At 65.9% G+C, this 22,412-nt stretch carries 9 protein-coding genes and 7 pseudogenes; 6 read left to right on the top strand and 10 right to left on the bottom strand.

Annotation, left to right across the window (positions count from 1 at the left end):
- Positions 1-1,243 precede the first annotated feature (1,243 nt).
- From ACH4C6_RS34145 to ACH4C6_RS34125, 5 genes and pseudogenes are all read right to left on the bottom strand, one after another.
- Complete coding sequence (locus ACH4C6_RS34145; RefSeq protein WP_398112553.1) at positions 1,244-1,468, bottom strand: hypothetical protein; 225 nt, start codon at positions 1,466-1,468, stop codon at positions 1,244-1,246.
- Positions 1,465-2,319 (bottom strand): annotated as a pseudogene (locus ACH4C6_RS34140) (IS5 family transposase). The gene ACH4C6_RS34145 and the pseudogene ACH4C6_RS34140 overlap by 4 nt, the downstream one beginning before the upstream one ends.
- Before the next feature lie 246 nt (positions 2,320-2,565).
- A pseudogene (locus ACH4C6_RS34135) lies at positions 2,566-4,033 on the bottom strand (NF041680 family putative transposase).
- Positions 4,034-5,154: 1,121 nt separating this feature from the next.
- Positions 5,155-6,210 carry a DUF4238 domain-containing protein gene (locus tag ACH4C6_RS34130; RefSeq protein WP_398112552.1) on the bottom strand — a complete coding sequence of 352 codons (1,056 nt, stop codon included), beginning with the start codon at positions 6,208-6,210 and terminating at the stop codon, positions 5,155-5,157.
- 38 nt (positions 6,211-6,248) lie between these two features.
- Positions 6,249-6,491 (bottom strand): hypothetical protein, encoded by a 243-nt coding sequence (locus tag ACH4C6_RS34125; protein ID WP_398112551.1) that lies wholly within the window; start codon positions 6,489-6,491, stop codon positions 6,249-6,251.
- A 1,380-nt stretch (positions 6,492-7,871) separates the two neighbouring features.
- On the opposite strand from ACH4C6_RS34125, the gene ACH4C6_RS34120 reads away from it, so the two are divergent.
- Positions 7,872-8,384 (top strand): hypothetical protein, encoded by a 513-nt coding sequence (locus tag ACH4C6_RS34120; RefSeq protein ID WP_398112550.1) that lies wholly within the window; start codon positions 7,872-7,874, stop codon positions 8,382-8,384.
- Between the two features lie 1,658 nt (positions 8,385-10,042).
- Here the strand turns inward: ACH4C6_RS34120 and ACH4C6_RS34115 are convergent.
- The 3 genes and pseudogenes from ACH4C6_RS34115 to ACH4C6_RS34105 all read right to left on the bottom strand — a co-directional run bounded on the left by ACH4C6_RS34115 (position 10,043) and on the right by ACH4C6_RS34105 (position 12,717).
- Positions 10,043-10,450, bottom strand: a complete 408-nt coding sequence (locus tag ACH4C6_RS34115; RefSeq protein WP_398112549.1) for a hypothetical protein — start codon at positions 10,448-10,450, stop codon at positions 10,043-10,045.
- Positions 10,451-11,051: 601 nt separating this feature from the next.
- Positions 11,052-11,723 (bottom strand): annotated as a pseudogene (locus ACH4C6_RS34110) (transposase); the annotation flags it as partial.
- Between the two features lie 63 nt (positions 11,724-11,786).
- Positions 11,787-12,717 (bottom strand): annotated as a pseudogene (locus tag ACH4C6_RS34105) (IS5 family transposase).
- Between the two features lie 91 nt (positions 12,718-12,808).
- Between ACH4C6_RS34105 and ACH4C6_RS34100 the strand changes: the two are divergent.
- The 3 genes and pseudogenes from ACH4C6_RS34100 (at position 12,809) to ACH4C6_RS34090 (ending at position 17,962) form a co-directional block, all read left to right on the top strand.
- Positions 12,809-13,899, top strand: a pseudogene (locus ACH4C6_RS34100) (IS630 family transposase).
- A gap of 10 nt (positions 13,900-13,909) precedes the next feature.
- A pseudogene (locus ACH4C6_RS34095) lies at positions 13,910-14,781 on the top strand (IS5 family transposase).
- Between the two features lie 73 nt (positions 14,782-14,854).
- The gene (locus tag ACH4C6_RS34090) at positions 14,855-17,962 is read left to right on the top strand and encodes a BTAD domain-containing putative transcriptional regulator (RefSeq protein WP_398112548.1); all 3,108 of its coding nucleotides are present in this window, start codon (positions 14,855-14,857) and stop codon (positions 17,960-17,962) included.
- Between the two features lie 88 nt (positions 17,963-18,050).
- Here ACH4C6_RS34090 and ACH4C6_RS34085 read toward each other — a convergent pair whose 3' ends face one another.
- Together ACH4C6_RS34085 and ACH4C6_RS34080 are read right to left on the bottom strand one after the other, a co-directional pair.
- A complete protein-coding gene (locus ACH4C6_RS34085; RefSeq protein ID WP_398112547.1) occupies positions 18,051-19,070 on the bottom strand; it encodes an SCO0930 family lipoprotein in 1,020 nt (339 codons plus the stop codon).
- Positions 19,071-20,020: 950 nt separating this feature from the next.
- A pseudogene (locus ACH4C6_RS34080) lies at positions 20,021-20,887 on the bottom strand (IS110 family transposase); the annotation flags it as partial.
- 440 nt (positions 20,888-21,327) lie between these two features.
- Here ACH4C6_RS34080 and ACH4C6_RS34075 point away from each other — a divergent pair.
- Positions 21,328-21,777, top strand: a complete 450-nt coding sequence (locus ACH4C6_RS34075; RefSeq protein WP_398112554.1) for a hypothetical protein — start codon at positions 21,328-21,330, stop codon at positions 21,775-21,777.
- A 66-nt stretch (positions 21,778-21,843) separates the two neighbouring features.
- On the top strand, positions 21,844-22,383 hold the full coding sequence (locus ACH4C6_RS34070) for a winged helix-turn-helix domain-containing protein (protein WP_398112546.1): 540 nt from the start codon (positions 21,844-21,846) through the stop codon (positions 22,381-22,383).
- Positions 22,384-22,412 lie beyond the last annotated feature (29 nt).

The raw sequence follows: 22,412 nt of genomic DNA, 5'->3' as shown, positions 1-22,412 counted from the left end.
GCACAAGACCTTCGGCTACCTCACCCCGGCCGAGACCAAGCAACGGCACCAGCACGCCCTCGCGGCATAACGATCACGAGTCCGAGATCACGGGGAAACTTCAGCGCGCCGGCTCCCCCCCCTCGAACGTCAGCCACAGCCCCGAAGGCCGGACCCGGCGGGGGCCGCGCGATAATCGACGGTACCCACACCCAGCTCAGCCACCGGCCCCGACCGGCAGAGCATGATCCACATCTGGAGTAACAGTACATTATGTTATCAAATGATGAGAAAGAAGTTCTATTGCGTCAGCTCGACATAATCTGGTCCTACGAAGGGTGGGAGATTGAGTCAGGTAACAGTGCACAAACCGGATTCTCCGCAACGGCTGCCGTCTTGCAGGACCGCGAAACGGAGAACAGTTATCTGGCTCGACTCGTACTCCATATGGATTCCATCCCCAACCGTCGGCTCAAAGAAGCGACACGCATGCTGGGGGAGCGGCGACAAAGGGTAGTAGATGAGGGGCGTGCGCAGTGGAGAAACCGCATCGAGGGACAAGCCCAGGCGATTCAAGCGCCGCCCTACACATTCGCTGATCAAAACGTCCCGCAAGATATGGATGTAGCAGCACAGCTTCATCGAGGCCTCGCCGATGTGGCAGCATCCGTTATGGGGGTAAGAAACGCCATAATGGATTGGGCGAAGCTCCCTCCTTATGTTGCCGCCAGGTTGCAGCCCAACCCGTCGGCGGAGTCACTCGGGCAGAGGCAGACGTCTCCCGATCCATCTTCCCCACCTCCGTCCTATTCGCAGAGCAATCGGTTCACTCGCTGACCCTGCTTCCTGCTCGCGGGGAGATATGGATTATGGGTGGCAGATCAGGGTCCTCGGTCGTTAGTGTGGTGATCTAACTCATCTCAACGGCGACCGAGGGGTCCTGCGGCAGTCAGCAGCGATCAACTGCTCAGAGCGCCCGTAGGCCGCGGGCTGGACCGCCGAGGCACGTTACCTGCTGACCGACGCTCCCCCAGCCCTGTGCTTTGTGCAGCAGCACGGTCGAGGCCAGAAGGCGTGCAGGCATTGGTTCGTTCGCCCTTCAATGCATACCGGCACGCAGCCAGTAGCACTCAGCGCTGGCTCCGCCGAGCAAGGTGACCGCCGTCGCTTCGTAACGAGACGGCCCGACTCTCGCCGCTGCCTCCGCTAACGAGCTCGTGCACGGTAAGCGGTGAGACGTCACGGGCTCCGGCGTGGGCCGTGGTCACATCTGTCGTGTCAGGTTCAGGTCCGCTCTCTGCTGGTGGGACAGCAGGCCGGCGACCGCCTGGATTGTGTCGCTCATGTGCTCGCGGCGGCCGAGGTGGCGGGCCAGGGCTCGCCAGTTCTTCAGATGTGCGATGCCGTGGTCGACCCGGATACGGCGTGAGGAGTGTGCCTTGCGCTGAGAGGTCGTTTTCGCCTGATGTTTCATTCCGGAATCGGTCATTTGGTCTGTGCTGTCGGGTGGCGCCAGGAGATGGTGTTTTCGCCGGTGAGGCGGCGGGCCATGAGGTCGGTCATGGCAGTGTGGATCACGGCTTCGGAGCGGGTGGGCAGGGTTTCGTAGTCGTGGGCCAGGCGGTGGTGCAGCATGAGCCAGCCGTAGGTGCGCTCGATCGCCCACCGCTTTGGGACCGGAGTGAAACCCCTGGTACCGGGCTTGCGGGCGGTGATTTCCATGTCGATGCCGGGGGTGGCGGCATGTTCGACGAGGTGCTGGCGGTAGCCGCCGTCGGCCCAGACCTTGCGGATGCCGGGATGGTCGGCGGCGACCTGGTCCAGGAGCCGGGCGCCGGCGGCGGAGTCCTGCACGTTTGCAGCGGTGACCAGCACGGCAAGTAAAAGTCCGAGGGTGTCGGTGACGATGTTCCGCTTGCGGCCCACGATCTACTTCCCAGCGTCGATGCCCTGGCCGGCGGCGGGCACGCTGGTGGAGGTCTTGACGCTCTGGGCGTCGATCACGCAGGCCGACGGCTCGGCGTCCCGTCCTTCCTTCTCCCGCAGCAGCTGCCGGAGCAGGCCGTTGAGCTGGGCGAACACACCCTCGTCCGCCCACTTGGCGAAGTAGCCGTAGACGGTGTTCCAGTGCGGGAAGTCGTGCGGGAGGTAGCGCCACTGGACCCCGGTGCGGTCCACGTACAAGATCGCGTCCATGATGTCGCGCAAGTCGTGTTCCGGCGGCCGGCCGAAGTCCAGGGCCCTGCCGCGGCGCTCGAAGCGCCAGGCCGAGAGCACTGGCTCGATCAGCTCCCAGCGGGCATCGGACAGATCACTCGGATACGGGCGTCGCGTCGGCATCCTTCCGGCGTACCGCCGCGGACCGAGTGCGCCCAGGCGCACAGCGACACCAACGGAAGCACACGTCCGCGAAGGCCGGGCGTCCTGGGATGACACAGGCACAAGTCACTTTCCCCCTCACCTGTCACCTCACCTGGCCAGCAAAACTCACTCCGCATCTCCAGCAGCACGAGCACCACAACCCGGGGGCCTGAAAACCGCTGGATACACGAGTATCCAGATTAAAACGACCTCTGAGCTTGTCGTTTATCCAGTTCGGCGCGGTTTCGTACCGACTTTGTGGTGAGCGGGACGGCTGAACGCCTCGCCGGTAGCGTGGACTCTGCCCACATCGTGCCGGGCGGTGGTTCTTCGAGCCCGGTGGCCTGCCTGGCCCGGGACGGGATGGGTTCGGTGCACCTGCCGGAGACCCGGTCTTCGCGTGCAGGTTCCTGAACCCTCTGCGGACGCGGGCGGGTGTCAGTCTGTTTGGCTCCGTCGGCTGCTCCCAGGGCCGGCGGAGGTCGGTGGCCAGCGGTCGGGCGAGCCGGAGCTGGGCATAGGCGGCGATCACGAGCCAGGTCCACCGGTCGGCCGCTTCCGAGCTGCGGAGCCGGGGCCTGGTTCACCCGAGGGTCTGGTTGAACAGGCGGAATGTGTGCTCGATGTCGAAGCGACGGAGAAAGGACTGCCAGCAGCGGTCGACGTCCGCTTCGGTGGCGCCGGTGCGCGACCACTACAGCCAGACCGGCTTGTTGACCCCGCCACTGGGCAGCTGCTCCACGACCAGGCGGATAACGGTGCCCTCGATGAGGGGCAGCGGTCCGTTGTGGTCGAGCCAGGCGGCCCGTCGGGTCAGCCGTGGGTGCAACCGGTCCCATGCCTGCGCGGTGGCCTTCCCGTAGAGCCAGGTGTCCGTGACGGTCACGGCCTGCTCGGTGCCCCAGGTTGCGGGGTCGCCGAAGACGAACTCGCCGCCGTGCTTGGGCGGCCGGCCGCCCTTGGGGTTGGCCAGATGGAACTCCTTGCGGGAGGGCGTCGGACGCCGCATCACGCGGTCTGAACGGAGCCGGCCGAGGATCTCGACGGGCAGCTCGTCCAGCAGGTGGGCGATGCGCGGGGCGTCGTATCCGGCGTCCAGCACGACCAGGACCTCCGGGTCACCCGGCCTCCACTGCCCGGCGGCAACGAGCCGCTCGACGACCTCACGGATCTGCATGGTGGTCACCGCTGCGACGTCGGCTCCGGGCTCCAGACGGACCGCGTCCAGCACCGCCGTCCAGGACGTGCGGCCACTCTCCAGCGCGGCCACCACCGAGTACGGCCAGCCGGGCACCATCTGATGCTTGCCCTCGCCTCGGCCGTAGGTGTGGCAAAAGGCCCGGTCAGCACAGGTGTTGGCGTCCGGCCGCAGCCACGGCGAGACGTCGACGGCCAGGACGAGCCGGCCGTCCGCCGCCCTCGGCAGCGGCACCCCGGCCAGGGCCCGACGCAGCCGGGCAACGTCCATCCGGCCCTGGTTGAGCCCGCCGTACAGAGCCCCGTGCCCACGGCGATGCTCGGGCGCGAGCGCGAGATCCACCAGCGTCCGCACCGGCCCGTCCGTGCACAGCAGCGCGTCGCACAACTCGAACAACGCGTCGCCCCGCGCAGTCAGACACGCGTACAGCTCCGACCGGAAGTGTGACACTTCCACAAACGCATCCCGCAAGACGCCCTGATGCACCAAACTCACGACCACGGCCTTCGCGCTGATCCACTCTGTGACGGAGCACAGGATCAGACGAAGGCCGCCTACACATCCGCCGAACTGCGAAAACACTGATCAAGTTCGAGCCGCGTTCGACACCGGACCTTAAATGACAAGCTGAGTGCCTGTTTTCGATCCCCGAGTTGATTTGTACAGGTGCGGGCGAAGGGGAAGCCGTCGTGGAGGACGGGACTGCGGAACTTCCATCGCGTGCCGGCGGGCCTGGAGGCGGCCACCCCACGGGGTCTCTGCGGCCTGTGTGAACTATCCATGCGGGTGGGACGTAGGTTCTCGGACGGTAGCAGCCGAGAGAGGGACTGCGTATGCCCAGCGAGAGTTTTCTACAGCTCACGGAAGATACGTCCGTTAAGTGGCATGCCTTCCGAGGGATCGATCTGGCGGCTCTCGAATGTGCTCTGAACTCGGGTTTGCCATGCTCATATCAGGACTCTACGGGGGGGTGGAATATAAGCCTCTCGGGCTCCCCTGGGCAGAGTCTCAGGTGCAATAAGGAGATCAATTCTTTTATAGCTTACACAATGAATCCCTCGTGCTTGGCCGTGGGCGTGCGCACAAATGATGTGCGGCATGAGCCTCACGGGGGATTCCAGGATGAGTATCACTCGACCTGGCCGATCGCCCCGTCCCAAATCGTGTGTGTGACTGCTCATGAGGGAACACTCAGTTCACCCCTATCCGGTCTGGCTCCCGACTTCGAGCCGATGCGCCCTGGCCGGTGTCTCGGTTATCTGCAGAGCAACATGGAGTGGGCCGCCAGGGTCTGCGGCCAAGACGCTGCCGATCGACTTGCACAAGATCTGCAACCTTACCGCCAGAAGACAGAAGCCGGACTTCGTCTGGACGACTCCGAGACAGCGAATATGCAGAGGGCTATTCTCCGAACTTACGCATCCTATTTGCGTGACAAAATCGGCCGAGAGTCGACCGTCAGTGATGCTGTCAATGACGTGATGCAGCAGTCGGGCGTTTCCCTCGCCCTCCTGCCTTGGAGCACTCAGGAACGCCAGGAACTGCAATCTAGGAACGCCCAAGTCTCGGGAACAAATTCGATAAGTTTGGCTGCGGATCAGTTTAGCTTCAGCCATTCATTCGGCGGGTTGGCGAACTTTGGTTCCTACCGCCAGTATCAGCCGGCATATAATCAGGGGCAGAGTCGCTCTTCCCGGCCTCGCGGCTGCAACTGACCGCACGGCGACGGAGGGGAAACGTGCCGACCAGCAGCCTTGAGCTGCACGATTGCCAGGCCGGGGATTCGAACGGTGGTGGCAAATGGAGCTCACGACCGTGATTCCGGGCGGAGTATGACCAAGGTGATGGCGCTGCCCTTGAGAACGATCAGTCGCGGTGGGCTTCGTGGGATACCTCTTGCTTCCCGTGGCCGACGTCGAAGCGAGGTAAGGGCTTACAGGGTCCGGTCGCCGCCGGTGCGCCGTCTCCTTCGCGAACGCCTCCAGTCTCGTGCTCAGGGGATGCATGTAGACGTAGCGGTCGGCGGCCAAGACCTGCACGGTGTTGAGCTGGTTCACGGTGGCCCGGGGGATGGTGCCGACAATGTTTCGCCTTCCCAGAGCCAGCAGAAGGCGGGGACCGATGGGCAGCACGACGGAGTGCGCGTCACCGATGGCCATGTTGCACAGCCAGGGTGTGGCGTTCGTGCGCACGGTCAACGCCGGATTGTCCCAGATCAGGAACTGTCCGCTCTCAGACCTCAATGAGCCTTTTCCAACCTCACGTTTGTCCTGGTCATGGGCTTGCTGGTGAGTGGCGATGCCAGCTGTGACAGGCCCGTGACCAGCAGATCCACAATCGGCCGCCATGCGAGGAACGCTCCGGCGGCATGATCGGCGGACCGGACAGTCAAGTTGGAATAGGCTCAGTATCTCCAGGTGCCAGTTCGAGGAATCGGCACGCATCTTGTGGAACATGCTCTCGATGCTGGCGCGAAACAGGGCGCCCGATCCGAAGTCCTGGGTGACCTCAGACTGCTCGACAAGCCGCATGGCAAAGGCGTTGAGGGCATCTGCATCTGCCAGGTGCAGCCCGGTCTGTCGCAACGCCTCACGGCGCAGTGCCTCTGGGAACCGTTCGACGAGCTCACCTGGAACCTTCGCTCGCACGGTCTCGAACGCGTTGGTGTACACATCACGGTAGCGGTGTGACCGCACGTAGTGCAGCACGATCAGGGCGCGCAGGTCTCCATATGCAGCGGGTCAGCGAACGGCGTGCCAGCGTCTACAGCCTCGAAGGCAGCAGGAGCCCGGCTCTCCACGGAGTTCCACAGATCTTCGGCGGACGCGGCGTCGTGGGCGATGAAATTTTCGGCCCACCCACATGCCCTGGTGCTCTTCAGCTTGTTCGAGCGTTCCGGGAAGTGCACGTCGACGGGACGCACCTGTGGTCCTCGGTCATCCGGCTCGTCCACGGTGAACTGCTTGAGTAGAACCTGGGAGACGAGATGCTGTCGCGGGGCGTCCGACCTGCCCTCACACGCCCGATGTTGCCAAGTACCCGGCGCGTGGCGCCGAGAAATGTCGTGCATCGACTGGAGCCTCGGTCTCAGTCTGTGATGCCGATGTGGGTTGTCGGTGGCGGGTCATACCACTGGCAACTGTGACGTTCGATCAAAGCGAAGCCGAGATCCAGGCCCACATCGACGGCCCGGTCCAGGCAGCCTGGAGTGGCTCCTGGCTATTGTCGACGACCGGGACTTCGAGACCGCCTGGGGCCTGACCGCACCCGACCTGCGCCGGACGCGCGCCCACGCGTGGGTGACGGCGAACCATCCGCTGGCACCAGCACAAGACACGGAGCGGACCGTTGAACAACTCGTGCACGGAACCGCTCCGAGGCCTCTGCGATCGAGGTTCGCGGCCGCAGAGCTGAGCGCATACGTGGAGTCGTTTGGTCATCTGGACACAAGCCAGATGGGCGTCGCGAGCCGTCCCCGTGTCATCGGCCCCGACGCTGAGCTCGTCTTCCTAACACAGCTGGGCCAGGAACCCAAGATCTTCACCGAGCCGACTCTCGTCCCCGGCCTGAAATCCAGGACCATTGGCTGGTTGCCGATCCGACTACAAGGGCTGACACCACGGTTGCTTGACGGCGGTTGAAGCCTGCAGGACGGTCGGTGCGCAACTTGAGTTTTGACTTTTATCGGGTGGGAGTGCTTCACGCTGGGGGTTTCGAGGGTCCTTGCTTGGTGGGTCAGGGGCGTCTGGCGGGCTGCGTCTCACGAGGGCGGAGCTGTGGTATGCGTGGCAGGGAAATGCTCTGCCCGGTGTGCTGCCTGGACCCACCGGCCACAGGTCCCGCCGCCGCTGGCACGAGCGGTCCCCTCGCCTGCGGCTGGCGTGTTCCGCCGGTGCGGAGGGTGCTGGGGTGCAGCCCCACCCTGCGGCCGTCGGTGCTGGTGACGAGGGCGAAGCGCTTTTCCCACAGAGCGGCCTGTGCCTCTGACTGCAGCGCCGAATTCACATGCCCCTTGTTGACCAGGGCATTGTGAAGACGCTGGCCCAGGCGGGTGCTTTGCGGAGGGAGTACGGGGGCGCCCTTGTCATTTGTGGCGAACTTGTGGTCCTTGATCGCCTGCAGCAGCTCATCATCCGTCATAGGTATCGAGAAACCTCACGATCATAGTGTCAGTTCTGTCTCCCCTCCCTACGCACACTCCACCACCCTGGCTCACTTGTCCGGCAGCCCTGACACGTGGGCAGATCTCCTGATCGTGGGTGGCTGAGGGAGGCTCCAAGGGAGGTCGGGCTCCCGAGCACGCCCGGGGCGGGGAAACCGGCTCCAGCAGCGCTTGGCTCGCCGCCGCGGGGCCGGTGCCCTCGGGGCTGCGCAGACCTGGCCCGCGCACCTGGTCGTGTTCGACGCCACGCACCTCGGTGGCACCGACCTGACCGTCTGGCCCTACGCCCGGCGCTGGGCCGCCCTGGAGGCCCTGTTCGCCGACGCAGGCCTGGCGGCGCCGTTCACGCTGTGCCCGTCGACCACCGACCCGGCCACCGCCCGCGCGTGGCTCGCATGGACGGCGGCGGGGCTGGAGGGACTGTGCTTCGCAGGGCTGACCGAGCCCTACCGCCCAGGGGTGAGGGCGTGGGGCAAGTACAAGGTCTGTGCCACCGAGGACGCGATCGTGGGCGCATTCACCGGCTCGGCCGCCGCACCTCGCACCCTGCTCCTGGGCCGCTACGACACCGATAATCGGTTGCGCTTCACCGGCCGCACCACCACCTTGCCGCAGAGCGCCGGCCGCATGCGTCGTCACGTCCGGTTGGGGGAGGAGCTGTTTACCGGCCCGGTCCTTGGTTGAGGGTGGTGTGGGTGTTGCGGGTGTGTCCGGCGGGTTGGGGTGTGGGGTGTTGGTTTGTGGGGTGGTGTGGGTGGGGGTGGGTGGGGTTTGGCCGGCGGCTGCTGCCATGGTGAGGGGCATGGGGTGGTGGGAGTACGAGGTGGATGCCGCGGAAGCGGATGCCGCGGTGGGCCAGCTGGACGGGGGCTGTGGCAGGAGGGCTGTGGTTTCTGTGCCGGGCAGAACTGTGTTCCGGGTCGGAAACACGGCTGTGACGCGGGAGCCGCCCAGTGTCAGCGAGGGCTCTACACCCTGGCGGGAAGGCCCGGCATCTGGTTGCACGGGATTTCTGACCAAACCGTATCCGCCCTCCACCTTGACGAGGAAAGGCCCCAGCCGTTTGGCCCGCAGCGCCTCGGCCTCCACCTCCTTCAGAACCACCTTCGGCTTGGATTTCCCCGCCCTAATCACTGCGCTTTTAATACGCTCACCGATGGGAACTCCGCTGACCTTCACGTAAGAGGTGGGGAGGTGGCGCTTATTTTGATTGTCGGTGATTTGCCATTCGGGTAGATCCCGTATCGCGTCCGCCCATTCCTCGGGCGTGCGCTTGATATACGTCCGCCGCACATCCTTACCCGTTCCCGCACCATCATTCTGTGCTGCCTCGGCTGGGGCTTGTGCGTGGGCTCGGGGGGTGGTTTGGGTGTGATGGTTGCGGAGGTCGTTGAGGTCGTGTGTGGTGTGGGTGGTTTCGGCTGGCTGAGGTGTGTGGTGGTGTGGGTGGGAGGAGGGGCGTCCGGGTGGGAATTGGCCGGCGGCTGCTGCCATGGTGAGGGGCATGAGGTGGTGGGAGTACGAGGTGGATGCCGCGGAAGTGGATGCCGCGGTGGGCCAGCTGGCCGGGAGCTGTGGCAGGGGGGCTGTTGTTTCGATGCCGGGCCGGGCTGTGTTCCTGGTCGGGAACACAGCCGCGGCGCGGGATCCGTCCTGTGTCAGCGAGGGCTCTACACCCTGGCGGGAAGGCCCGGCATCTGGTTGCACGGGATTTCTGACCAGACCGTATCCGCCGTCTACCTTGACGAGGAAAGGCCCCAGCCGTTTGGCCCGCAGCGCCTCGGCCTCCACCTCCTGCAGAACCACCTGCGGCTTGGATTTCCCTGTCCCAAGCACTGCCATTTTAATACGCACACCGATGGGAACTCCGCTGACCTTCACGTCAGAGGTGGGGAGGCGGAGATTTTTTTGATTGTCGGTGATTTGCGATTCGGGCAGAGCACGTATTGCGTCCGCCCATTCCTCGGGCGTGCGGTTCACGCGCGTCCGACGCGTACCCGCACTACCATGCAGTGCTGTCTCGGCTGGGGCTTGTGGTTGGGGGGTGGTGACCAAAATCCCTCCGCTGGGCATGTCGACGAGGAAAGGTCCCAAGCCCCTCTTTCGCAGCGCCCTGCACTCCACAGGTGTCAGAATCCCATCCGCAGTGCCGTCCTTCTTCTGTGTCGCATGGTACAGATGCCTGCCGATGGTAACTCCACCCACCGTCACTCGGGTGCTGGGGAGGCAGAGTTTTACTTGGCTGTCGCTGATGTCCTCTTGGGGCAGATCCCGTATCGCGGCTGCCCATTCCGCGGGCGTGTGCTTGGAGGGCTTCCCCTGCCGCCCGCCCGCATCATCATTCAGTACTGCCTCGGCTCGGGCTCGGGCTGTATGTAGGCCTCGGCTCGGGCTCGGGCGTGTATGTAGGCCTGGGTTTGGGCTTGGGCTGCGGCTTGGGCTTGGGCCGCAGCTTGGATGTCGGGCCGGGTGGTGCGTTGGCGGAAGTCGTTGAGGTCGTGTGCGGTGAGGTTGATTCCTTTGGTGCGGGCGTAGTGGTGGACCTGGGCGTAGGTCACGCCCCAGTTGGCCGGGTCGGCGAGTTTCTTGAGGAGTTCTTCGCGGAACTGTTTGTGCTGGTCGCCAACGAAGAGGGAGAGCCGGGAGCGGGCGAAGGCGGTATAGGGGGTCTGGTAGCCGTGGAAGGGTAAGTCCTTGACGGCGAGGAGGTCATCGGGGACCGGGCCGCTGGTCTCGCGGGGGACGTACATGTCGGCGTCGATGACGTTGGGTTGCCGTGGGGGAGGGGCGGGGGTGTGGGCCGGGCCTGCGGGTGGGCGGGGTGTGGGGCCGGCGGCAGGGTATGCGGTGTGTGTGTGGGTGGGGAAGCTTCCAGGGGCTGTCCTGGGTTGCGGGGGCGGCAGGGGCGGGAGAGCCAAGCCCTGGAAGTTAGGTGTTGCGGGGGCGGGAGTGCCGAAGAGTGAATTGGCGGGGGTGACGGACCGGGGCCGCCCGCACGTGTCGTAGGGATGGAAGTATGGGGTGGTCGGGTTTCGTGGAGACGGTGCTGCCGAGAGCCCGCGCTCACTCGTCCGGTTCGGGCGGGGGGAGGGGTGAGCCGAACCGAACCCCTACAACCCCCGCACGTCCGGATCCCAACGTGCCTTATCGGAAGCGTCGCCGGAAGCCACCGACGCGACGATGACCGACACCGACACGTCCCACCCTCCGTACTCCCGTGGTCCTTCACAAGCACCATCGGCAGCGGACAGCGAAGCGAGTCCCCGCCCTCCGAGGGTGCTTGTGAGACGCCGAGGTAGTACGGGGAGCCGTATGCGCCGGTGTGGTTCATCATGTCGCGGGCGGGGAAGTGTTCTTCAGCCGCGACAGGGCGTGTTCCACGCGCGCTCGTGCCCGGCGATGGACGGCGTTCTCTGCCTCCTGCCAGGGGCTGAGGCGGCTCTGGCCTCGTCGTTTGTGGTGCGGGATGAGGAGGCCCGTGCCTTGGTAGCCGCCGTCGGCGAGGGTCGGGGCGCCGCGGCAGGCCCGATCGATGCCGGACTCGGTGAAGGCCCGGCAGTCGTTACGGCTGCCGGGCAGCGGGAGACCGATGGCCACGACCAGGCGGCTGTTGGCCTCGATGACGATCTGCAGGTTGGTCGAGTACCGGTAGTTCTTGCTGGATGCGGCGACACTGCGGTCGCGGGTGGGCACCAGGGTGCCGTCGACGATGTAGACGGTGTCCTTGCGCGGCCGCCGCGCGGGCGAGATGGCCAGCAGCGGTGCGAGATGGTCCAAGATGCGGTCGGCAGCGGACTTCGAGACTCCGAACAACGGCGCCACCTGCCGCAACGTGAGGTTCGTGCGCCAGTACGTCGCCACCAGCAACACCCGGTCTTCGAGCGACAGCCGCCATGGCCGGCCACGCTGAACGTCGCCATCACGGCGCCGTACCAGTGCCACCAGCCTCGCAAACTGCACCTCGGTCAGACCCGCAAACGGCTCGATCCACTTCGCATCATCAGCTGAGATCACCCCACCCATGCCCGACCAACGCACCAGCAGCACCACCGGTTACGGGACAGCCTCTAGGCACTGTTTCTCGGATCATGTGCGGAGCCAGGTCATGAGAGCTGTGAGGGAGACGGTGCCGAGGTAGATGTAGGCGCGTTTCTCGTAGCGTGTGGCGACGGCGTGGAAGCCTTTGAGCCGGTTGATGGCACGTTCGACGGTGTTGCGTTTCTTGTAGTGCTCGCGGTCGAATCCGGTGGGCCGGCCGCCTTGGGATCCTCGGTTGTGCCGGTGCCTTTGCTGGTCGGGATGTTCGGGGATGGTGTGCCGGATGCCGCGTCGTCGCAGGTAGCGCGGGTTGTTTCGGGACGTGTAGGCCTTGTCGGCCAGCACAGGGTCGGGCCGGGTGCGGGGTCGTCCCACTCCGGATCGAGGCACGGAGATCTGCCCCAGCACGTGCTCGGGTGGGGGCCGTCACCGTAATGTCCCGGTGTCAGAACGTAGGCGAGGGGCCGGCATCGTCCGTCGGCGGCGAGGTGGATCTTGGTGGTGAACCCGCCGCGGGAACGTCCTAGGCATTCGCCGGTCTGACCACCTCCTCCAGCCGGACGGCCGCTCTCCGCAGCACCGGATCGACCTGATTTGTCCCCTGACCCTTCCCCCTTTGAGGATCCAGGGCCGGCGGCGCCTTCCTCGCACCGGCTGCCTGCTGATGAGCTCGCACCGCGGTCGGGTCCACCGACACGTCCCCGTCGATCCCGCCCGCGGCATCCTCGGCGGCCTGGATACGAGACAGCAGCATCTTCCACGTTCCATCCGATGACCAGCGGCGATGCCGCTTGTAGACCGTCTCCCACGGACCGAACCGTTCCGGCAGATCCCGCCACTGCACACCAGTCCGCACCCGGTAGAGAACTCCGTTGATCACCCGACGGTGATCGCTCCACCGACCTCCCCGTGCACCGCCAGGAGGCAAGAACGACTCCAGCCGAGCCCATTCCGCATTCGTCAGATCCCCACGGCCCATGATGCCAGCCTGATCCCAACACACCGCTCATGTCGGGAGATCCAAGAACAGCACCTAGTGACCTGAGTCGGAGATTCGTCGTTGGTTCGGTATGAGTCGTCCGGGTCCGAAGATTCCGCCGTTGTCTGTGACCGATGCCCAGCGGGCTGTGCTGGAGGGTTGGGTGCGTCGCCGCTCGACGGCTCAGGCTCTGGCTCAGCGGTCGCGGATCGTGCTGGAGTGCGCCGAGGGCCACTCGATCATGGAGGTGTCGCGCCGGTTGGGTGCCTCCCCGGACACGGTCCGCACCTGGCGGCGGCGCTTCATCGAACGCGGCCTGGACGGCCTGTCCGACGAGCCGCGGCCCGGTGTCCCACGGAAGATCACTGACGCGGACGTCGAGCGCGTCATCGTCAAGACGCTGGAGGAGAAGCCGAAGAACGCCACCCACTGGTCGACCAGGTCGATGGCAGCGGCCACGGGCATGTCGCAGTCCGCGATCTCGCGGATCTGGCGGGCGTTCGCCCTGGCCCCACACCGCTCGCAGACCTTCAAGCCCTCCACGGACCCTTTGTTCATCGACAAGGTCCGTGACGTCGTCGGTCTCTACCTGGATCCGCCGGAGAAGGCCCTGGTTCTGTGTGTGGACGAGAAGTCGCAGATCCAGGCCCTGGACCGGTCCCAGCCGGTGCTGCCCATGATGCCCGGGGTTCCCGAGCGCCGCAGCCACGACTACGTCCGGGCCGGCACCACCACCCTGTTCGCCGCGCTGGAGGTCGCCACCGGCAAAGTGATCGGCTCTCTGCACCGCAGGCACCGGGCCGTGGAGTTCAAGAAGTTCCTGGCCAGGCTGGACAAGGAGGTGCCCGCCGGGCTCGAGGTGCACCTGATCCTGGACAACTACGTCACCCACAAGACACCCGCCGTCAGGAAGTGGCTGCTGGCACACCGCGTTTCCACCTGCACTTCACACCGACGAGTTCGTCCTGGCTGAACCAGGTGGAGCGGTGGTTCGCCGAGCTCACACAGAAGAAGCTCAAGCGCGGCGTCCACCGCTCCGTCCAGGCCCTCGAACGCGACATCAGGTCCTGGCTCGCCGACTGGAACGACCACCCCAGACCGTTCGTCTGGACGAAGACCGCCGACGAAATCCTCGACAAAGTCGCCGCCTACTGCCGACGAATCTCCGACTCAGGTCACTAGGCAGTTTCGTTTGGATCAGTCGGTCGTTGGTCCGGGTGTGCCGTTAACAGATGCTCAGTGGGCGCGGATTGAGCCGTTGCTCCCGGACCGGACGCCGAAGCGGGGTGGTCGCTGGCGGGATTATCGTGAGGTGATCGATGCGATCGCTTTCAAGTTCCAGACCGGAACGCAGTGGGTCCACCTGCCGGAGAAGTACGGCAACTGGCGAGGCGTCTACAACCGGCTGCGGATGTGGGCCGTCGACGGCACGTGGGAGCGGGTGTTCACCGCGCTGATGGCACAAGCCGACGCCGATGAGGACCTTGACTGGGCCGTGTCCGTCGACTCCACGATCGTGCGAGCTCACCAGCACGCGGCCGGGGCCCGCAAAAGAGGGCGCCCGCCGGCGAACCCGGCGACCACGCCATCGGCCGGTCCCGCGGTGGGCTGACGACCAAGATCCACTTGGCCGCCGATGCCCGCCGCCGCCCTCTCGCGTTCGTTCTCACCGCCGGACAGGCGGGCGATGCACCGGCCTTCACCGACGTCATGGCCCGCCTGCGCGTTCCCCGGCGACGCGGCTGACCGCGCACCAGGCCGGACGTGGTCCTGGCAGACAAGGCTTATTCCTCCCGCGCGATTCGCAGTCACCTGCGCAAGCGGGGCATCCGGGCGGTGATCCCGGTCCCGGCAGATCAGCGTGGCCACCGGTTGCGTCGCGGCAGCCGGGGCGGCAGGCCGCCGACCTTCGACCGCGAGGCCTACAAGCAGCGCAACACCGTCGAGCGGTGCATCAACCGCCTCAAGCAGTGGCGCGGCAACGCCACCCGCTACGAGAAGACCGCCACGATCTACCTGGCCGGACTCCACATCGCGGGCATCTTCCTGTGGTCCGCCCGCTGATCCAAACGAAAGCCCCTAGCAGCAGAGGCCGGAACCCCTCGACTCAAACCGGTTCCGGAGGGGACAATGGGGCATGCACTTCAGATTGCTAGGCCGGCTCGACGTCGAGACCAGTTCCGGCGTCTCGGTGAGGCTGCCTGGCCCGGTCGCCCGTGCCGTGGTCGCGCGACTGCTGCTCGCTCGAGGAGCCGTGGTCAAGCGGGGCGCTCTCATCGACGATGTGTGGTGGGACAGGGAGGTCAAGGACCCCGTCAACGCGCTGCAGGTGCAAATCGCCAAGCTGCGGTCGGCGTTCGGGTCGGCAGGAGAAAGTGACCGGTTGGTCAGCCGAGACGGCGGATACCAACTGATCGTCACCCCCGATGACGCATTCGACGTGGCAGAGTTCGAAAGAGCCGTGCGGGAGGGACGCGAGCACCTTCGTGCCGGTCGCCACGAAAGGGCTGAGCGGCGCCTGCGCGAAGGACTGGCTTTGTGGCGGGGGCGCCCCCTAGACGACTTCACCGGGAGCCCCTTCGACGGCGAGCGCACTCGGCTGGAGGCTCTGAGGCTTTCTGCCTCGGAGGAAGCGGCCGATGCCGCTCTCGAACTGGGGAAGAGTAACGAACTGGTCCCGGAACTCACTGCCCTGACGCATCAGGAACCACTGCACGAAGGTATCCGCCGGAGATTGATGCTGGCCCTCTATCGCTCGGGCCGGCACGCGGAGGCACTGGCGGTCTATGAGGAGGGGCGGCAGCTGCTGGACGCGGAGTTGGGGGCGATGCCCTCGCCTGAGATCCGGTCTGTGCACACTCAGATCCTTCAGCATGATCCGTCTCTTGCCCACGCTGAGCCAGCCCCAGCGGCGGCGGCGGAGTCCCCTTCCGCCTCACGCGGTTCGGGGAATGTCGTGAGACCGCTTGGCCCGTTCATCGGCCGTACCGTGGAGCTGGACAGCCTGCGTGAGCGTGCCGAGAGGGAAAGACTGGTGACCGTCGTCGGCCCGGGCGGAGTCGGTAAAACGCGCCTGACGCTGGAGATGTGCGGACTGCTCGTCCCCGAACGGGACGGGGTGTGGTGGGTGGACCTCGCCGTGACCGACGCACAGGGTGTGCTGGCGGGCGTGTCTGCTGCCCTAGGACTTTCGGACGCCGCCGTCCGTCCTGACGAGCAACCTCATGATCAGATCCAACGTCTCACGGCCTTCCTCGGCAGCGGAAGAATGGTGCTGGCGCTCGACAACTGCGAGCACGTGCTGGATGTCGTCCCCGGTCTGGTGGCCGAGTTGCTGGGGCGATGCCCGCAGCTCAGTGTCATCGCCACGAGCCGGGAGCCCTTGGGGCTCAACGGCGAAGTGCTGCATACACTCGCGCCTATGACGACGAGCGAGTCGGCAGAACTTTTCACCATCCGAGCCCTGATGGTGAATCCTTCGTTCTCTACCGACGACATAACGAAGCGAGATGTCGTCACCTTGGTCCGGGAGCTTGAAGGGCTGCCCCTGGCTATCGAGCTCGCCGTGCCTCACGTGCGGGTGCTGTCGCCTAGGGAGATCACCCTCCGTCTGGGTGATCGGTTTGCCTTGTTGACGAAGGGGAACCGGACTGCTCCAGAACGTCACCAAACACTGCGCGCTGTCCTAGACTGGAGCTACGCCCTGCTGGACGCGCGTGAGCAGCGCGTCCTGACCCAGTTGGCGCTGCACATCGGCGGCTGTTCTCTGAGTGAGGCGGAGAACGCGGGGCTACTGCCCGGTAGTGGCACTTCGGATGTCATCCACACGCTCACCCAGCTCGTCGACAAGTCCCTTCTTCTCCCCGTCTCCACACCCGATGGCGTGCGCGTTCAGATGCTGGAGACGGTCCGAGAGTATGCGCGTGCTCGCTTGGAAGGCGAAGGCCGGCGCACTGATGCACAGGAACACTTCCTGGCTTGGGCGTCAAAGCTTGCCGAAAGGGCCGTCACCGGCCTTACCTCCGCAGAACAAGCTGCCTGGGTTCGGCGCATCACCCAGGAAGTCGGCAATCTCCGGGCAGCCTCCAGTCTCCTTATCGAGTCGGGGCGAGCAGCAGACGCTCTGCTGCTCGAGGCGAGAATCGGCTATTTCTGGTACGTCGCGGGCAGGGAGGCCGAAGGTGCCGAACGCCTGACACAGGTCATTGCCGCATACGACGAGGAAGTCTCCAGCGGACAACAGGGACGTCAGGAACAGACGGAATGGGCATTCCACTACGCCATCTCATGGATCACGTGGCTCAACCATGTCCTCGGCCGCCACACCGAAGCCCGCGAGTACGGGCAGCGAAATGTAGGCCGCTGGAGACACTCGGACAGCGCAGTGTTGGCCGTAGTAGGACCTGGCTACGATGCCATGTTCGCCCTGATGCACGTTCAGGAGGGCGCTGAGGGAATCTTCGCGGAAGCCGACTCCCTCCTCGTCGGCACCACGCAGTACTGGGACCGCGGAAATCTGCAAGCTGCCTGGTCGATGTACTGCATGCATCGTGGCGACTTCGCGGCTGCGCTTGAACACGCTCTGATCGGCGTCGAAGCGTCGGAGAAGGCGCAGGACGCGTTCTCGAGAGCTGCCAACCTGGTCCTCTGCGGTGACGCCGAGGAGTGCAGCGGAGAGCGCAGTCAGGCACGGGCTCACTGGACAGAGGCAGCGCAGGTCTTCCGCGATGTCGGTGCCCGTGGTCGGCTGGCCTCCGTCCTGCTCAGGCTCGCCTACCTCGACATCGGCAAGGCCAGACCAGACGCGGCCGAGGATCGTGTTGCGGAGGCAGAAGCGCTCGCCCACTCCCTGTCGTCCGTCAACTTGAAGGCCGTCGCGAGCAATCTTCGTGCGCTGGTCGCGCTGCAGCGCCAAGACGTCGAAGGGGCGGCCAGTGTGTTCAGGACGGTGCGGGCTGCGCACGAGGCACCTCTTACGCGGAACGCCGTTGCCCTGCTCGGTCTGTTCTGCACCGCGGATGCGAGAGCCGGAAGCGACTCATACCCGCTCAAGGGCGACCGACACAGCTTTCTTGAGGAATATGCTCATGTCAGTGACCAACTCCTCGAGCCTCTCTCTCGGCGAGCCGTCGACCGGCTCCACGACGACATCGTCCTGCGACGAGAAGGAGCACCTGGGTCTCTGACCGCTTGGCTACCGCGGCGACTTGGTGACGTCCCGTCGGTACTGCATGCCTTCGTCTGAACAGAACGGTCCGACGTCCAGTTGCCGGCCTGGCGCCGTAGGCGCCAGGCCGGCAGCCGTTAAACCCCGAGACGGGGACTGCCCGGGCTTACTTCTTCACGAGCGATCCGTCCGGTGCCACCGCGAACCACGTGCCGCCTGAGCCCTGACCATTGATCTCTCCAGGCTTGTCACCGGTGAACCAATACAGCGGCCAGCAGTCCAGCGTCTGCTGCTGCTTACCGTCCGGCCTGTCGAACGGAATGACGAGCTTGGGGTCGATACCTTCGACGTCGTTCTTGTCCACCAGGGCGGCAGGCTTCCACTTGTCCAGGCACTCGCCGGTGCAGGCAGAGGTCATAGGCCAGTCGGTGTCCTTGGTGAAGCGATACAGCGTCCGGCCCTTCGCGTCGACCACGATCTCGCCGAGCTCCGGGTCCTCGACCACAGAGAGCCCAGGCAAGCTAGCGACGGCATCGGGCACATCCCCGGTTCCGGCTCCATCACCGGGTTGCGCAGCGCCACCAGCCGTGTCATCTCCGGCAGCCCCACTTCCGTCCCCACCGGTCTCCGGTAGCCCGGCAAGTGCCGCGTCGAGGCCCGGCACCTCCTCCGGAGGCAGGCCGGCGAACCATGTGTTGCCTACCCCGTCGCCCGATACCTGCCCCGGCTTCGCATCCTTGGCATAGCGGTACAGAGGGATTCCGCCGATCGTGAGCTGCTTCGTGCCGTCAGCACGCTCGATCGAACCCTTGAGCTTGGGATCCACTCCCGCTGGGAGGGTGGCGCCCTCCGCCGGGACCGGAGGCCACGTCTTGGCGCACTCACCGTTGCACGCCGACGTTGTGGGCTTGGCACCGTCATCAGTGAACCGGTACAAGGTGAAGCCGGTGCCATCTGTGAGAAGCGGCCCGATGTTGGGGTCGTTCACAAGGGCCATCTGCGCAGCAGGCCCCGTGCGAGGGTCTCCACCGGGCGGCACAGCGACCGGGCTCTGGGCGACGGGCGAGGCCGACGGAGTACTACTGGCGTTGGGCGCACTAGTGTCTTCGGACCCGCCACCGCAGGCCGTGGCGAGAAGAACTGTGGTCGTAGTCAGTACCAGCGGTAGGGTGCGCCAACTCGCCATGATGTGCCTCTTCCTCATCGTGAGCTCTTAAGTGAACTGCCTTCGCTGAGCTGCCTACGCGCGGGCTTCAGGGTGGGTTCACCCTTCGCACATCCGGGGCTCGTTCTCTGCGGCAACGTGCGGCACGGACGGTGAACCGTTCGTGACAGACGTCCGTAGCTAGACAAGCAGACGGAACCGCCAGACCGGTGGGCCCGGATGCTCGTGGACCCGGCACGTCCTCCCCCCGGCGCACGCCGGGTCCACGACAGCTTCCGTCGCTGGCCGGGTCGCTGAGGGTCTATCGGTGGGCCACCGCGGGGGTTGGCCAGGTAGGGCCGGGATAGTGCCGCGACTGGGCAGGCGTGGTTTCCGCTGGCGAGCATCCCCGAGGCTGGGGTGAACGTCCAAAGCGTGCCTACACCCTCATCGCACTCGGGTATCTCCCGGGTGCCGGCGACGGCAGCCCTTTGTCTACGAGTTGGTGCGTGTTGGGCGGGTGGGGTGTCGTGTCAGGTGGACGGCATGATTCCGCTGTGGCGATCATGGTCAGTCGGACGGTGCTGGCGCATCGGCTGCTCACGGTCTTTTCAGTCTGAACTTGCTTGTCTGGTCGAAGACTTTGCCAAGCCGTGGCAGGTTGGGGTCGAGGGTCGTCGCCATCGACGCGGGGCAGAGCCAAGAAGCGGGCCGTGGGTGCTGGCGCCCGGCATCAACTGGTGTTTGTCGACGGGCTGGTGGGCACGCCGATCCCTCTGCGGCACAACCTGCCGCACTCGGGCCTGTTCGGTGCGTTCCACGGTCACCCAGCGATCGGAGAGGTGCGCTAGTGCTGTGACCGGGAAGGTTCACCGGCTCGCGGCGTCCGGCACGGCACCTCGCCGCGTTGTCGCATGATCCGAGTACATCCAGTACGCGGGTCATGCTCCGCCGTGCGATGCACCGCACCGGACGCCGCAAGCTTCCCGGCGAACCTTCCCCGTACAGCCTCCGACTCCGGGCATCGAGGTCAGGACCTGGTGTAGAGGGTGGGCCTCCAGCAGGGTGCTGATCTGGGCTTCCAGGGCCCGGCGCTGGGTGTGGATCGCGGTGAGCGAGGCGGCCAGCGACGGGATCACGATGTCGAGGGTGCCCGTGCCGGGAACGATGACGGTCTGTTCGTCGAGGGCGTCGAAGATGTCGTCGATCAGCCGGGCGGCCATGCGTGGGGCCTTGGGCCGGATCGCCTCGACGAGCCTGCGGCGGCCCGCTTTGCGCAGTGCGGCTGGGGATCCGTGGCGCTCGAGGAGCCAGGTGACGGCCGGGTGGTCCAGCCGGGGGCCGAGTATGCGTTCCAGCGAGGGGTGGAACTGGGTGAGCAGGCCGCGTATCCGGTTGCTGGTGCGGGTCGCCTCGGCCGCGAGGTCCTGGTCGAAGCCGGTCAGCACCGTGAGCTCGGCGGTGATCTCGTCGGTCAGCTCCAGCGAGCGCAGGGTGTGGGGCATCGTCCGGGCCGCGTCTGCGATCACAGCGGCGTCCTTCGCGTCGGGTTTCGCCTCTCCCGGGTAGAGGTCGGCGATCCGGCGCATCGCCAGTCCGGGCAGGTAGGCGACCTGGCAGCCCGCGTCGCGGGCGACGGTCAGGGGCAGGGCGCCGATCGAGGCGGGCTGGTCGACGATGACCAGGACGGTGCCGAACTTGGCCTTGAGCTTGTCGAAGGCGGCCCGCAGCTTCGGCTCGCTGTTGGGCATCGGCTTGTCGAAGACCTTCTTCCCGGCCGGGGTCAGCCCGTGGCCGTGGTGAGCGGTCTTGCCGACGTCCATCCCGAGGAAGACGCCCACGTCTTCGGTGTCGAACATCGCACCCTTTCCGGGTTGTTGACCGTGCCGGCCATGGCGGTGGCGCCGTGCTCGCGCATCCACGTTATGCAGACCTGCCGCCCGCTTCTGCGACCGGCATTGCGCCGGGCCGGGCGGTGGCCGGGTCTCTCATCAGCGTCTCCGACGGCGCCTGCCGGGCCGGCGACACCACCCCCCAGGTCATCCGTTCGACAGAGGGGACACAGTCATACCGGACCCGGAGGCCAGCGGCCCCATTGCGGGACCGCGAAGAACATAACGGGGGCTCGGTCCCCGACTGTCCCGGCCTGCGGCTTCGGACGCTGACGGATGTTTGTGCCTACGCCCAGGCCGAAGGCGTCGAGCTGCGTCTGGATGCCAAGCGAGATCCAGGTCCGCCGGCCACCGGCTGCCGCGGCGGACGCCGTGCCTTCGTCTCGGGCAAGAAGAAGCAGAACACGATGAAGGCCACCGTGATCGCGGACTGGCATGGCCGCACGCTATGGACCGATGCCCTGCGACCTGGGCGTATGCGCGACGCCACGGCTGCCCGCAATGAGGGCATCGCCGTGTGCTTCCGGCACTTCCCCGACGTCGAGGTCTTCCTGGACGATGGTTACCTCGGCCTGAGCCGTGACCACCGTGGCCAAGCGATCCCCCCAGACCGTGGCCCGGAACCTTGGCCGGCAGAGTCGAGCAGTGGGAACGGGCTTGCCACGGGCACTCCTCCGACCGCGTCCCCGTCAACGCCTCCGCCGACCACGAACGCTGGAAGCAACTCACCCGCTGGACCCACCGCAGCGACCGCCTGCCCGACATCTACCGTGCCATCGTCGGCGTTGTCTCGACCGTACTGCCAACGCCTGAGAACCGGCCACGACCGGGCCGAACACCCCCTCACCTGCTACTGAACTTGATTGAGTTATGTCGGGACGGTTCGCCTGACAGCGGTCTGCTGGCTCCGGTAGGTCTGGGTCGTGAGATACGCGCAGGGTGGTGGGCTGACCGACACCGAGAGGGCCGCGCGGGAGGACATCCGGTTGCAGGCTGTCATCCGCTTCGAGGGCAGGGAGACGAACCGCGAGGTCGCCTCTTGTCTGCGGGTGAGCGAGCGGTCGGTGGAGCGGTGGCGCCGGGCCTGGCGCGAGCACGGCGAGGCCGGGGTCCTGTCGCAGGGCTCTCCGGGTTGGTCCCGGCTCAGCGAAACGCAGATCGTCGGGCTGGAGCGAGAGTTGGAGCGTGGCCCGCTGGTCCATGGCTGGTCGGACCAGCGGTGGACGCTGGCGCGGATCAAGACGTTGATCGGCCAGCCGTTCCACGTCTCCTACACCGTCGAGGGCACGTGGCGGTTACTGAAGCGGCATGGCTGGAGCTGGCAGCAGCCGGCCAGACGGGTCATCGAGCGGGACGATGATGCGGTCGAGGTGCGGAAGAAGGAGACCTGGCCGCGGGTAAGAGCACCGCGGCGGAGCGCGGGGCCTGGATCGTGTTCGAGGACGAGGCCGGGCAGTCGATGACTCCGTCGCGCGCCAGGAACTGGGGTCGG

The sequence above is a fragment of the Streptomyces sp. NPDC017943 genome, from assembly GCF_044328425.1.
Taxonomy (GTDB): Bacteria; Actinomycetota; Actinomycetes; order Streptomycetales; family Streptomycetaceae; genus Streptomyces; species Streptomyces djakartensis_A.
This window is presented reverse-complemented; position numbering and strand designations above follow the sequence as displayed.

Bases quoted from the DNA above. Each gene is read 5' to 3' on its own strand.
- ACH4C6_RS34145 (WP_398112553.1), bottom strand. From the start codon at position 1,468: ATGACCGATTCCGGAATGAAACATCAGGCGAAAACGACCTCTCAGCGC.
- ACH4C6_RS34115 (WP_398112549.1), bottom strand. From the start codon at position 10,450: ATGTACGTCCCCCGCGAGACCAGCGGCCCGGTCCCCGATGACCTCCTC.
- ACH4C6_RS34090 (WP_398112548.1), top strand. From the start codon at position 14,855: ATGCACTTCAGATTGCTAGGCCGGCTCGACGTCGAGACCAGTTCCGGC.
- ACH4C6_RS34085 (WP_398112547.1), bottom strand. From the start codon at position 19,070: ATGGCGAGTTGGCGCACCCTACCGCTGGTACTGACTACGACCACAGTT.
- ACH4C6_RS34075 (WP_398112554.1), top strand. From the start codon at position 21,328: ATGAAGGCCACCGTGATCGCGGACTGGCATGGCCGCACGCTATGGACC.